Origin of the sequence: Streptomyces sp. SID8374 (genome assembly GCF_009865135.1) — a bacterium.
Classification (GTDB): Bacteria; Actinomycetota; Actinomycetes; order Streptomycetales; family Streptomycetaceae; genus Streptomyces.
The window spans coordinates 798,110-810,607 of sequence record NZ_WWGH01000002.1; the positions used below are offsets into that span (position 1 = coordinate 798,110).

At 71.2% G+C, this 12,498-nt stretch carries 10 protein-coding genes; 6 read left to right on the forward strand and 4 right to left on the reverse strand.

The window, feature by feature from the left end; genetic code table 11:
- The first annotated feature begins 10 nt into the window (after nt 1-10).
- Both GTY67_RS27220 and GTY67_RS27225 read left to right on the forward strand, forming a co-directional pair.
- On the forward strand, nt 11-838 hold the full coding sequence (locus GTY67_RS27220; RefSeq protein ID WP_161280599.1) for a hypothetical protein: 828 nt from the start codon (nt 11-13) through the stop codon (nt 836-838).
- 571 nt (nt 839-1,409) lie between these two features.
- Nucleotides 1,410-2,237, forward strand: a complete 828-nt coding sequence (locus tag GTY67_RS27225) for a serine protease (protein WP_161280600.1) — start codon at nt 1,410-1,412, stop codon at nt 2,235-2,237.
- A 181-nt stretch (nt 2,238-2,418) separates the two neighbouring features.
- Here GTY67_RS27225 and GTY67_RS27230 read toward each other — a convergent pair whose 3' ends face one another.
- Nucleotides 2,419-2,652, reverse strand: a complete 234-nt coding sequence (locus tag GTY67_RS27230; protein WP_073803639.1) for a hypothetical protein — start codon at nt 2,650-2,652, stop codon at nt 2,419-2,421.
- Between the two features lie 447 nt (nt 2,653-3,099).
- Here GTY67_RS27230 and GTY67_RS27235 point away from each other — a divergent pair, with 447 nt between their 5' ends.
- The 3 genes from GTY67_RS27235 (at nt 3,100) to GTY67_RS27245 (ending at nt 7,531) form a co-directional block, all read left to right on the forward strand.
- Entirely contained in the window at nt 3,100-5,226 is a 2,127-nt protein-coding gene (locus tag GTY67_RS27235) for a DNA topoisomerase IV subunit B (protein WP_093692306.1), read from the forward strand.
- Between the two features lie 248 nt (nt 5,227-5,474).
- A complete protein-coding gene (locus GTY67_RS27240; protein WP_161281608.1) occupies nt 5,475-5,942 on the forward strand; it encodes a DUF485 domain-containing protein in 468 nt (155 codons plus the stop codon).
- Nucleotides 5,939-7,531, forward strand: a complete 1,593-nt coding sequence (locus GTY67_RS27245) for a cation acetate symporter (RefSeq protein WP_161280601.1) — start codon at nt 5,939-5,941, stop codon at nt 7,529-7,531. Before GTY67_RS27240 ends, GTY67_RS27245 begins: the two co-directional genes overlap by 4 nt.
- 9 nt (nt 7,532-7,540) lie before the next feature.
- Here the strand turns inward: GTY67_RS27245 and GTY67_RS27250 are convergent, their stop codons facing one another.
- On the reverse strand, nt 7,541-8,209 hold the full coding sequence (locus tag GTY67_RS27250; protein ID WP_161280602.1) for a response regulator: 669 nt from the start codon (nt 8,207-8,209) through the stop codon (nt 7,541-7,543).
- Complete coding sequence (locus GTY67_RS27255; protein ID WP_161280603.1) at nt 8,206-9,861, reverse strand: sensor histidine kinase; 1,656 nt, start codon at nt 9,859-9,861, stop codon at nt 8,206-8,208. Before GTY67_RS27255 ends, GTY67_RS27250 begins: the two co-directional genes overlap by 4 nt.
- A gap of 199 nt (nt 9,862-10,060) precedes the next feature.
- Between GTY67_RS27255 and GTY67_RS27260 the strand changes: the two genes are divergently transcribed.
- Entirely contained in the window at nt 10,061-11,080 is a 1,020-nt protein-coding gene (locus GTY67_RS27260) for a LacI family DNA-binding transcriptional regulator (protein ID WP_030571386.1), read from the forward strand.
- Between the two features lie 34 nt (nt 11,081-11,114).
- Here GTY67_RS27260 and GTY67_RS27265 read toward each other — a convergent pair whose 3' ends face one another.
- Complete coding sequence (locus GTY67_RS27265; RefSeq protein WP_161280604.1) at nt 11,115-12,425, reverse strand: citrate synthase; 1,311 nt, start codon at nt 12,423-12,425, stop codon at nt 11,115-11,117.
- Between the last annotated feature and the right edge of the window lie 73 nt (nt 12,426-12,498).

Here is a 12,498-nt window from a genome sequence, read left to right on the forward strand (position 1 = left end):
AATCAGTCCTATGTCTGATGCGCTGCGCTCCCTGGACGACATGCTGACCAACCCCAACGGCATGTCAGAGGAAGAGGTTCACCGCCTTCGCTGCGAGAAGGTACTCGGCACCACTGCGGTTCTTCTCCATCAGGAGGGGGATGCGAAGGCTGCTGAGCTGGCCGTCATGCTCGCTGAACTTGTGACGCTGGACCTGGAGTACAGCGGGCAAGACTGGGGCGTGGACTTCTACGACGCGTACCTAGAGGTGGAGCCCCATCTCGTCCCTCAGTTCACGGAGGAGAGCCGCAATCGAATCTGGGGAGTGATGCGGGCTGCCACGCGCCGAGACAAGTTCGAGATCAAGGAAGACCTCGGCGTACGGCCGATCCTTCCAAGTGTCGGTCTTGACTGGAGGAAGCAGCTCAAGGCGGCCAGTGGCACACGCCCCACCAATCAGGCGCGGCGTGTGCGCGTGGAGCCACAACACCCCATGCAGGACGGCCTCCACTTTACGAACGAGTGGGAGTACAACGTCTACCAAGTCCTGAAGGAACATCAGGCCCGCCTGCCGGAGAACGAGACGATCGGGATCATGCCTCTCGTTGCAGTGCGTGTGCCCCAGCACACCTTCGAACCGGACTTCTTGATCACTTACAAGGGGCGTGCTGGTGTGATCGAGGTGGATGGGCCCCATCACGAAGGCCCCAAGCGAGCCTCGAACGATCACAGCCGCGCCCGACTGTTGATCAACGCCGGAGTCCAGTGGGTCGACCGCCTGGACGTGCGGGACACCACGACGAAGGCAGAGGTGGAGAAGTTCGTCAGCGACTTCGTGTCGCGCCTCGGCAGACGGTAGCTGCCCGCTCACGCACTTCCTGCGCGGCGATCACCTGGCCCACGAGTGTGTCCGCCCAGAAGCGCCGCTCGCTCCCCTCGGGGGCCAGCCACTTGAAGGATGGCAGTACGTCAGCCAAGGCGGCCAGGTCGTCTCGGTCCATCCGGGCGATGGAGGCGGAGAGGTCGGGGAGCATTTTGATCACCCTTTCGATCGGGTTGCGCGTCCACGCTACGCCGCCGAAAGGGCCTCTGAACAGGCATTTCGCTGCAAACCTGGCCGGTAGCTTGTGCCACGCGCAAGGGGCGCTCGGCCTTGAGTCTCCCGGTGTCCGTTTGACCATCCTGGTGACCGGTAGTAGAAGGTAGTGCAGGGCACAGCGCTCGACGCTGACCAGTGTTTTCGCAGGTGGGCACACCGCTCAGTGGCTCATACTGCGCGACTACCTGGACTAGAACACAGGGCGGAAGATTCACCGCCGAAGGGCCCGGATCCCCAGGGATCCGGGCCCTCCGGCGTGTCCGCGGGTGCGCGGGGGGACGGGCTGGATCACGCTGGGTGAAACGTTTCCACCTCAGTGTCAGGAGCCTTCATGCCCCGTCCCGTCGTCCGTGCCCTGACCGGGGTCCTCGCCCTCACGGCAGCAGCCGCGCTGCCGTTCGCCGCACCGATCCCGGCCGCCGCCGACAGCATCGTCGTCGGCGGGCAGGCCACCCCTGTGGCGGACAGCCCCTGGGCGGTGGCCCTGTCGAGTCGTGACCGGTTCGGCGGGGCGCGCGCCGGCCAGTTCTGCGGCGGCGTCGCCGTGGCGCCGACGAAGATCCTGACGGTCGCCCACTGTCTGGGTGAAGAGGCGCTCGGCGGACCGGTGAGCAGGGCGAAGGACCTGCGCGTCATCGCCGGAAGGGACCGGTTGAGTGACCGGAGCGGTCAGGAGATCCCGGTCCGGAGCGTCTGGGTCAATCCGGCGTACGACTCCGCCACCAACGCCGGAGACCTCGCGGTGCTGACCCTGGCCCGGGCCCTGCCCCAGGGCAGCGTCATCCCGATGGCCCGAGCGGGGGATGAGGCGTACCGGGCCGGGACGGCGGCGGCGGTCTACGGGTGGGGGGACACGACCGGAAGCGGTACGTACGCCTCCGTGCTGCGCTCCGCCCGGGTCCAGGTCCTGCCGGACAGCGAGTGCGCCCGGGCCTACCCGGGCGGCCAGGAGGGCACGTACGACGCCTCAGGGATGCTCTGTGCGGGCCACCCGGCCGGTGGGCGGGACGCGTGCCAGGGCGACAGCGGCGGGCCGCTGGTGGCCCGTGGGCGCCTCATCGGCCTGGTCTCCTGGGGGAGCGGCTGCGGGCGTGCGGGCAGCCCCGGGGTGTACACCCGGGTCTCGGCGGCCCTGAAGTGGGCCGAGGGCCGCATCTGAGGGGCTGAGCGGGCGCCCGGAGGCCGGCGGCCGGCCGGGGAGCGGTCACCGCGGACTCCGTGGCCGGCTCAGCGGGCCCGGAAGACCCGCCGACGTACGAGAACGGGCGGCACCCCTTGGTGGGGGTGCCGCCCGTCGGCCGGTCCTGGACCGGCCCCTGGCTCGTCGTGGATGCGAGGTGTCAGTGTTGTTCCTCGTCGGCAGCAGTCGCCTGTACGGCGGTGAGCCGATCCGTCTCATCCTGTATTTCCGCGGCGATCTTCTTGAGTTCCGGCTCGAACTTGCGCCCGTGGTGGGCGCAGAAGAGCAGTTCACCGCCGCTGATCAGGACGACGCGCAGATAGGCCTGGGCGCCGCAACGGTCACAGCGGTCTGCTGCGGTCAGCGGGCTCGCGGGGGTCAGAACAGTAGTCACGTCGCCTCTTCTCTAGCTCGACGAGCTGTCGTACCAGGGTCAACATCCAACCAGGCCGAAAACGTTCCCGCTCGTGGCTTTTCTTCGAAACTTCTTCTCGGGATGGCTGTCAGTTGCCGGTTGGCGGCGAATGTGCCGTATGCGGAGCGCTACGGTTTCGCATTGCTTGTCTTGGGGGTGGGTCCCTCCGGCCGGCTTGCCGGTTTGTTCATGAGGACGTGCCCGGAGCCTAAATGGTTCATGCCTCGAAGGGAACGTGATGTGCACGTCACTCCGACGAATGATCGAACATCCATGCGAGCCCGGATGAGGCTCGACTAGCATGAGGATTCCCCGAGGGTGGCGTTACAACCGCTCTACCAGGCCTCTGTAGGCTCTCAGCGGCAACCGAAGCCGACCGTGATACCCACCAGGGGCCCAGATGAAATTCAGCGAGGAGCGAACCGCGTGACCGCCGAAACGTCCGTGCCGTCCACCGCGATGCTGACCGCAGCAGGCGGCGACCGGGACAGCTCCAACTACACCGCGCGGCACCTTCTCGTCCTCGAAGGACTTGAGGCGGTCCGCAAGCGCCCCGGGATGTACATCGGGTCCACCGACAGCCGCGGGCTCATGCACTGCCTCTGGGAGATCATCGACAACTCCGTCGACGAGGCCCTGGGCGGTCACTGCGACCACATCGAGGTCATCCTCCACGACGACGCCTCCGTCGAGGTCCGGGACAACGGCCGCGGCATCCCCGTGGACGTGGAGCCCAAGACCGGGCTCTCCGGCATCGAGGTCGTCATGACCAAGCTGCACGCCGGCGGCAAGTTCGGCGGCGGCTCCTACGCGGCCTCCGGCGGCCTCCACGGCGTCGGCGCCTCCGTGGTCAACGCCCTCTCCGCCCGCCTGGACGTCGAGGTCGACCGCAACAGCGCGACCCACTCCATCAGCTTCCGCCGCGGCGTTCCGGGCATGTTCACCGAGCAGGGCCCCGACAGCCCCTTCGACCCGGCCAACGGCCTCCGCAAGGGCAAGCGGGTCCCCAAGACCCGTACCGGTACCCGGGTCAGGTACTGGGCGGACCGGCAGATCTTCCTCAAGGACGCCAAGCTCAATCTGGAGACCCTCTACCAGCGGGCCCGCCAGACGGCCTTCCTCGTCCCCGGCCTCACCATCGTCGTCCGCGACGAGCGCGGCCTCGACGGGGAGGGCAAGACCGAGGAGACGTTCCGCTTCGACGGCGGCATCAGCGAGTTCTGCGAGTACCTGGCGCAGGACAAGGCCGTCTGCGACGTCCAGCGGCTGACCGGCACCGGCACCTTCAAGGAGACCGTCCCGGTCCTCGACGACCGCGGCCACATGACCGCGACCGAGGTCACCCGGGAGCTCGGCGTCGACATCGCGCTGCGCTGGGGCACCGGCTACGACACCACCGTCCGCTCCTTCGTCAACATCATCGCCACCCCCAAGGGCGGCACCCACGTCAGCGGTTTCGAGCGCTCCCTCACCAAGACGGTGAACGAGGCGCTCCGCTCCGCGAAGATGCTGCGGGTCGCCGAGGACGACGTGGTCAAGGACGACGCCCTCGAAGGGCTCACCGCCGTCGTCACCGTACGGCTGGCGGAGCCGCAGTTCGAGGGGCAGACCAAGGAGGTGCTCGGCACCTCGGCGGCCAACCGGATCGTCGCGGCCGTGGTCGCCAAGGAGCTGAAGGCGTTCCTGACCTCCACCAAGCGGGACGCCAAGGCGCAGGCCCGGGCCGTCCTGGAGAAGGCCGTCGCCGCCGCCCGTACGCGGATCGCCGCCCGCCAGCACAAGGACGCCCAGCGCCGCAAGACCGCGCTGGAGTCCTCCTCGCTCCCCGCCAAGCTGGCCGACTGCCGCAGCGACGACGTGGAGCGCAGCGAGCTCTTCATCGTCGAGGGCGACTCGGCGCTCGGCACCGCCAAGCTGGCCCGGAACAGCGAGTTCCAGGCGCTCCTGCCGATCCGCGGCAAGATCCTCAACGTCCAGAAGTCGTCCGTCTCGGACATGCTGAAGAACGCCGAGTGCGGCGCCATCATCCAGGTCATAGGAGCCGGGTCCGGCCGGACCTTCGACATCGACGCCGCCCGCTACGGCAAGGTCATCATGATGACCGACGCCGATGTGGACGGCTCCCACATCCGCACCCTGCTGCTGACCCTCTTCCAGCGCTACATGCGCCCGATGGTCGAGGCCGGCCGGGTCTTCGCCGCCGTGCCCCCGCTGCACCGGATCGAGTTGGTCCAGCCCAAGAAGGGCCAGGACAAGTACGTGTACACGTACTCGGACAACGAGCTGCGCCAGACGCTGCTGGAGTTCCAGCGCAAGAACGTCCGGATCAAGGAGTCCATCCAGCGCTACAAGGGCCTGGGCGAGATGGACGCCGACCAGCTGGCCGAGACCACGATGGACCCGCGCCACCGCACGCTGCGCCGGATCAACATCGGCGACCTGGAATCCTCCGAGCAGGTCTTCGACCTCCTGATGGGCAACGAGGTCGCGCCCCGCAAGGAGTTCATCACCAGCTCGGCGGCGACCCTGGACCGCTCGCGCATCGACGCGTAGCACCGCCGTACCGTCGCACCGACGTCTGCGGCCCCCGCCCTCCCGGATCACCGGAAGGGCGGGGGCCGCTTGCGTTCAGGGGCTCGTACCGCAGCCGTCCGGGACTTCTGTCACCTGAAGAGGTGAATTCGGGCGAATGACGCGTCCGGGATCTTCCCTTACCGCTCATGGTGGGCCACGCGGCCGAAAAGGTCCGTGGACAAGGGAGTTGCTCGGTGGAGAAGGAAGCAGGGCCGACGGCCGCAGGCGTGCGGCTCGACGACCCGTGGTACGAGGCGTCGGCAGCGGGCTGGGGCGAGACGGACGGCACGGGAGGCGAGGCGGCGGACGGCGCGCCCGGCCCCGGGGAGCCGCCGCCCGGGCCGACCGCGGCCGAGATCTACCTGGAGGTGCACCGCAGCGAGGCCTTCCGCGAGGTCCGCCGCCGCTACCGCCGCTTCGTCGCGCCCGCCGCCCTCGCCTTCCTCCTCTGGTACCTCGCGTACGTCGTCGCGGCCACCTCGGCGCCCGGGCTGATGGCCCGCCCGGTCGCCGGCGCGGTCAACGTGGCGATGGTGGCGGGTCTCGGCCAGTTCCTCACCACCTTCCTGCTGACCTGGGCGTACGCACGCCACGCACGGCTGCGCAGGGACCGGGCGGCCCTCGATCTGCGATGGGACACCCAGGAGATGACGCGGGGAGCCGCACAGGCGGCGACAGGAGGGCGGGGACGTTGAGAGGCGACCACCAGACACTCGCCCTGCTGCTGTTCTGCGCGTTCATCGCGGTGACGCTCTTCATCACCACCTGGGTCAGCCGCGACCGGCAGGGTTCCGCCGAGGAGTTCTACGCCGGAGGCCGCCTCTTCTCGCCCATGGAGAACGGATTCGCCATCGCCGGCGACTACATGTCGGCCGCCTCCTTCCTCGGCATCTCCGGGCTGATCGCCCTCTTCGGCTACGACGGCATGCTCTACTCGGTCGGCTTCCTGGTCGCCTGGCTGGTCGTCCTGCTGCTGGTGGCCGAACTCGTCCGCAACTGCGGCCGGTTCACCCTCGCCGACGTGGTCGCCGCCCGCATGGCCGAGCGCCCGGTGCGCACCGCCCTCGGCACCTCCTCGGTCACCGTCTCCGTCCTCTACCTCGTCGCCCAGATGGTCGGCGCGGGCTCCCTGGTGGCCCTGCTGCTCGGCGGGACGAGCGACGCGGCCCGGTCCTGGACCGTCGTCGGCGTCGGCGCGCTCATGGTCGTCTACGTCTCCTTCGGCGGGATGCGCGCCACCACCTGGATCCAGATCGTCAAGGCCGTGCTGCTGATGGGCGGGGCCGTCGCCCTGACCGTGCTCGTCCTGGTCCACTTCCGGGGTGACGTCAACAGCCTGCTCAACACCGCCGCCGAACGCAGCGGCCACGGCAAGGACTTCCTCGCCCCCGGCCTGCGCTACGGCGGCGACTGGATCTCCCGGTTCGACTTCATCAGCCTGGGCGTCGCCCTCGTCCTGGGCACGGCGGGGCTGCCGCACATCCTGTCGCGCTTCTACACCGTGCCCACCGCCCGCGCCGCACGCCGGTCCGTCGTCTGGTCCATCGGCCTCATCGGCAGCTTCTACCTGATGACGATCGTGCTCGGCTTCGGCGCCGCCGCCCTGGTCGGCTCCGCCGAGGTCCGCTCCTCGAACGCGGCGGGCAACACCGCCGTACCGCTGCTGGCCCTCAACCTCGGGGGCGGCGAGGGTTCCACCGGCGGAACGGTTCTCTTCGCCGTGGTCGCCGCCATCGCCTTCGCCACGATCCTGGCCGTCGTCGCGGGCATCACGCTCGCCTCCTCGGCCTCCGTCGCCCACGACCTGTACGCCTCGCTCCGCCGTCCGGGCCGCAAGCAGTACGGCGAGGTGGCCGTCGCCCGGATCGCCGCCGCCGGGATCGGGGCGGTCGCCATCGCGCTCGGCCTGCTCGCCCAGAACCTCAACGTGGCGTTCCTCGTCGGCCTCGCCTTCGCGGTGGCCGCCTCCGCGAACCTCCCGGCCCTGCTCTACTCGCTGTTCTGGCGGAACTTCACCACCCGGGGCGCGGTCTGGGCGGTGTACGGCGGCCTCGTCCCGGCCGTCGTCCTGGTCCTGGTCTCACCCGTCGTCTCGGGCAGCCCCACATCGCTCTTCCCGGGCGTCGACTTCCAGCTCTTCCCGCTGGAGAACCCGGGGCTCGTCTCGATCCCGCTCGGCTTCCTGGCGGGATGGCTCGGCACGGTCACCTCGCGCGAGCAGCCGGACGAGGCCAAGCACGCGGAGAGCGAGGTCCGGGCGCTCACGGGGGCGGGGGCCGCCTGAAAAAGGCTCCTACGCCCAGGAGTAGCGGTGTTCCGGGCGGCCCGTCTCGCCGTACCGCAGCGTCAGCCGGACCTTCCCCGTCCGCTCCAGCAGCTTCAGATAGCGCTGTGCCGTCTGCCGGCTCATCCCCGCGCTCTCCGCGATCTCCTGGGCGGAGAGCGGGCCGTCCGCGTCGCGCAGCGCCCGCCGTACGAGCTCGGCGGTGGTGGGGGAGTGGCCCTTGGGCAGCTCCGGCTCGCCCGCCGCCCACAGGGCGCCGAAGAGCCGGTCCACCTCAGCCTGCTCGGCCTGCCCGCCGCCGTCGAGGGTGTGGCGCAGCGCCGCGTACGCCTCCAGCTTGGAGCGCAGACCGGCGTACGTGAACGGCTTGACCAGGTACTGGAGCGCGCCGTGCCGCATCGCGTCCTGCACGGTCGCCACGTCCCGGGCGGCGGTCACCATGATCACGTCGACCTGGCGGCCCAGCCGGCGCAGCTCCCGCACGACGGCGAGACCGTTGCGGTCCGGGAGGTAGTGGTCCAGCAGGATCAGGTCCACGGGCACCTCCTCGACCACGGCCAGCGCCTGCGCCGCCGAGTGGGCCTGCGCGGCCACCCGGAATCCGGCGACCTTGGCGACGTACGCCGCGTTGATCTCCGCCACCCGGAGGTCGTCGTCCACGATCAGGACCTGGATCACCGGTTCTCTCCTGTCAGGACCTCATCCACCGGTTCCGGCGCGGCCAGCGCCTCCGGGAGGACGACCGTGAACTCCGCGCCCCCGCCGTCCGCCGCCGAGACCGCCACGCTGCCTCCCTGGCGCTCCGCGAGCCTGCGGACCAGGGGGAGCCCCAGGCCCCGTTTGCCGTGGGCCGGGAGGTCCTTGGTGGACCAGCCCTCGGTGAAGATCGACGCGTGCTGCTCCGGGGCGATCCCGGGGCCGCTGTCCCGTACCCGCAGCTCCACCGTACGGCCCTCGGCCCGCAGCCCCACCTCGATCCGGGCGTCCGCCGACCCGGCCGCCGCGTCCGTGGCGTTGTCGACGAGGTTGCCGACCACCGTGACCAGGCCGCGCGGGTCCACCACCCGGTCCGGCAGCAGCGTGCCGGGCGCCAGCCGCAGCGAGACACCGCGCTCCGCGGCCACCGTCGCCTTGCCGACGAGCAGCGCGGCCAGCAGCGGGTCCCGCACCTTCTCCGTGACCTGCTCCGCCGTCGCCCGGTGGACGCCCACCACCTCCGTCACGAACTCCATGGCGTCCTCGTGCATCTCCAGCTCCAGCAGCCCCAGCAGGGTGTGGAGCCGGTTGGCGTGCTCATGGTCCTGGGCGCGCAGCGCGTCGATCAGCCCGGTGGTGGAGTCGAGTTCGCGGCCGAGGTGTTCCAGCTCGGTCCGGTCGCGCAGGGTGACCACGGCCCCGCCGTCGTCCGTCTCCATCCGGTTGGCCAGCAGCACCCGGCTCCCCCGGACGGTCAGCAGGTCCTCGCCGACCACCCGCCCTGCCAGCACGTCCGCCGTCCGGCCGCCGGCCAGCACCTCTTCCAGCGGCCGTCCCGCCGCCTCGGGGCCGAGCCCGAGCAGCCGCTGCGCCTCGTCGTTCAGCAGCCGGATCCGGCCCGTCCCGTCGAGTGCGACGACCCCCTCGCGGATGGAGTGCAGCATCGCCTCGCGCTCGGTCAGCAGCGCGGAGATGTCGGAGAACGCCAGGTCATGGGTCTGCCGTTGCAGCCGTCGGGAGATCAGGTACGCGGCGAGAGCGCCGACCGCCAGGGCTGTTCCGGCGTACGCGAGGAGCCCCGGGATCGCGCCCAGGAGGCGGGCGCGGACGCTGTCGTACTCGATCCCGACCGAGACCGCGCCGACCACCTCGTCCCCGGCGCCGTGCAGTGGCACCTTGCCCCGGGCAGAGCGGCCCAGGGTCCCGCTGTCGATCTCCATGACCTCCCGGCCCCGGAGCGCGTCCCCGGGGTCGGTGGAGACCACCTCGCCGATCCGGTCCGCCTCCGGGTGCGACCAGCGCACGCCCCGGCGGTCCATCACGACGACGTACTCCGCGCCGGTGGCCCGCCTGATCTGCTCGGCGGCGGACTGTACGGGGCCGAGCGCGGACGGCTCGGTGGTGCGCAGGTCCTCGGCGATGCCGGGCCGGGCGGCCGTGCTCTGGGCGATGGCCAGGGCGCGGCGCATCGCCTCGTCGTCCAGCTGGGCGCTGAGGGGGGCCAGGAACAGGCCGGTGACCAGCACGGTGACGCCCGTGATGATGGCCAGCTGCATCAGCAGGACCTGCGAGAAGACTCGCTGCGGCCAGCCGAACCGGCGCGGTCCCCGGCCGGAGGTCGGTGGGGCGTTCATCGTAGAGACGGTAAAGGGCGCGGGGGCCCGGCGGAAATCCCCGGGGCGGGCGGAGGTCCGCCCCGGGAAACCCGAGCCGTCCCCCTCTTGCCTGGTGGCGCGGCTTCTGTGAGCGTTCTCGTACGGGCGTTCTGGGGGCGTTGCGGGGAGTTCGCCAGGAGCGCAATCCACTTGCACTTCTTGCGCTAATCTTGCGCTCATGACGCGACGACTTGCTCAAGTGGCCCAGAAGGTGGGAGTCAGCGAGGCGACGGTCAGCCGGGTGCTGAACGGCAAGCCGGGCGTCTCCGACGCCACCCGGCAGGCCGTCCTCTCCGCGCTGGACGTCCTCGGCTACGAGCGGCCCACCCAGTTGCGCGGCGAGCGGGCCCGGCTGGTCGGCCTCGTCCTGCCCGAGCTTCAGAACCCGATCTTCCCGGCCTTCGCCGAAGTGGTCGGCGGCGCACTCGCCCAGCAGGGGCTCACCCCGGTGCTCTGCACGCAGACCAAGGGCGGCGTCTCGGAGGCCGACTACGTCGAACTCCTCCTCCAGCAGCAGGTCTCCGGCGTGGTCTTCGCGGGCGGCCTCTACCACCAGGAGGACGCCCCGCACGACCACTACAAGGTGCTCGCCGACCGCAAGATCCCCGTCGTCCTGATCAACGCGGCCATCGACCGGCTCGGCTTCCCGGGCGTCTCCTGCGACGACTCGGTCGCCGTCGAACAGGCCTGGCGCCACCTCGTCTCGCTCGGCCACGAGCGCATCGGCCTCGTCCTCGGCCCCTCCGACCATGTGCCCTCGCAGCGCAAGCTCGCCGCCGCCCGGGTGCTCGCCGAGGAGACCGGCACATCCATCCCCGACGAGTGGGTGGCGCGGGCGATGTTCTCGCTGGAGGGCGGGCAGGCCGCCGCCATGCGGCTGCTGGAGCGGGGCGTCACCGGCATCATCTGCGCCAGCGACCCGCTGGCCCTGGGCGCGGTCCGGGCCGCCCGCCGCCGGGGGCTCTCGGTCCCCGGCGACGTCTCGGTCGTGGGCTACGACGACTCGGCGTTCATGAACTGCACCGAGCCCCCGCTGACCACCGTCCGCCAGCCCATCGAGGCCATGGGGCGCGCGGCCGTGGAGCTGCTCTCGGTGCAGATCGGCGGGCGGACCGTCCCCTCGGACGAGCTGCTCTTCGAGCCCGAACTCGTGGTGCGCGGATCCACCGCCCAGCCGCCGCGCGAGAATTCCCTCTGATCCGTAGCTCATTTGCGCTGGTCCGGACCTGGCTTCACGGCGTGGGCTGCGGCGGCCGGGGGCCGGTGTACTGCCCGCTCGGTCTGATCCGCAGCGGGCGCTCCCCGTACTCCTCCAGCGCGTGCGCGATCCACCCCGCCGTGCGGGAGACCGCGAACACCGTCTCGCCCGCCTCCGCCGCCATCCCGCAGGCCACGGAGAGGACGGCGAGCGCCAGGTCGATGTTGGCGTGCAGCGGCGCGTGGCGGGCGGTCGTGGCGACCACCTCACGGGCCGCCGCCAGCGCCCCGGCCGCCTGTGGCACGTCCTCCAGCAGGGCGAACAGGGTGCGGGCCCGGGGGTCCTCACCCCGGTAGAGCCGGTGGCCCAGGCCCGGAACCCGGCGCCCGGTCCGCAGGTGGTCGGCGACCACGGGGACCGCGCTGCCCCGGTCCACGGCCTCCTGGAGCATGCGGTGGGCCAGTCCGCTGGCGGCGCCGTGCAGCGGGCCCTCCAGGACCCCGAGGCCGGCGGAGACCACCGCGTACGGATGGGCGTGCGCCGAGGCGGCGACCCGGGCGGCCAGGGTGGAGGCGGCCAGGTCGTGGTCGATCAGCAGGGCCAGGGCCGCGTCCAGGACGGCGAGGGCCGGGGCGTCCACCGGCCGCGCGGTCAGCCGGGGCCACAGCTGCCGGGCCAGGGAACTCCCGTCGGCCTCGGGCGCCCGGGCCAGGGCAGACTCGCCGGTCTCAGGTGCCGGGGAGCCCTCCTCGCCCTCCGGCGCGCCGCCGACCACCGGCAACGCCCCCACCAGCGTCGGGATCAGGCTCCGCGCACTGCTCAGCACCGCCCCGGGCGACAGGTCGAACCGCAGCGGATCCGTGGCGGCGGCAGCGGTCACCGCCACCCGCAGCCGGTCCGTCGACCCGCTGTGCGCGGGCAGCGCCCCGACGGTCCTGCGGGCGGCCGCCAGGGTTTCCGGGGGCGCCTCGAACCGGATGCCCGGGCGCAGCTCACCGGTCCACAGCCACTCCGCGACCTCCTCGTAGCTGTGGCGCCGGGCCAGCTCCGTCGCGTCGACGCCCCGGAAGTAGTACCGGTCCTCCTCGATGAGCGTGATGCCGGTACGGAACACGAGGTCGCCCCCGGCCGGTGACGGCTCGCGCCGCCCCGAGCGCCGGGCCAGGGCCCGCACCTCGTCGGCGTCGAAGGTGCTGCCCCGGCCCCCGGCCGCCCGCACGCTGCTGAGCTGCCCCCGGCTGACGTACGCGTACACCGTCTCCGGCTTCACCCCCAGCAGCTCGGCCGCCTCACGGGTGGTCAGCCGGGGTGCGTCCGGTCGGCCGGGCTCTGGTTGATCCGTCATGGGGACCACCGTATCCACCGCCCTCAATATTGATTCAATCAACATTGACAGATTTCCCGTCAAGCATGGACAG

Coding starts and splice junctions, on each gene's coding strand:
- GTY67_RS27220 (WP_161280599.1), top strand. CDS start 11: ATGTCTGATGCGCTGCGCTCCCTGGACGACATGCTGACCAACCCCAAC.
- GTY67_RS27225 (WP_161280600.1), top strand. CDS start 1,410: ATGCCCCGTCCCGTCGTCCGTGCCCTGACCGGGGTCCTCGCCCTCACG.
- GTY67_RS27255 (WP_161280603.1), bottom strand. CDS start 9,861: ATGAACGCCCCACCGACCTCCGGCCGGGGACCGCGCCGGTTCGGCTGG.
- GTY67_RS27260 (WP_030571386.1), top strand. CDS start 10,061: ATGACGCGACGACTTGCTCAAGTGGCCCAGAAGGTGGGAGTCAGCGAG.
- GTY67_RS27265 (WP_161280604.1), bottom strand. CDS start 12,425: ATGACGGATCAACCAGAGCCCGGCCGACCGGACGCACCCCGGCTGACC.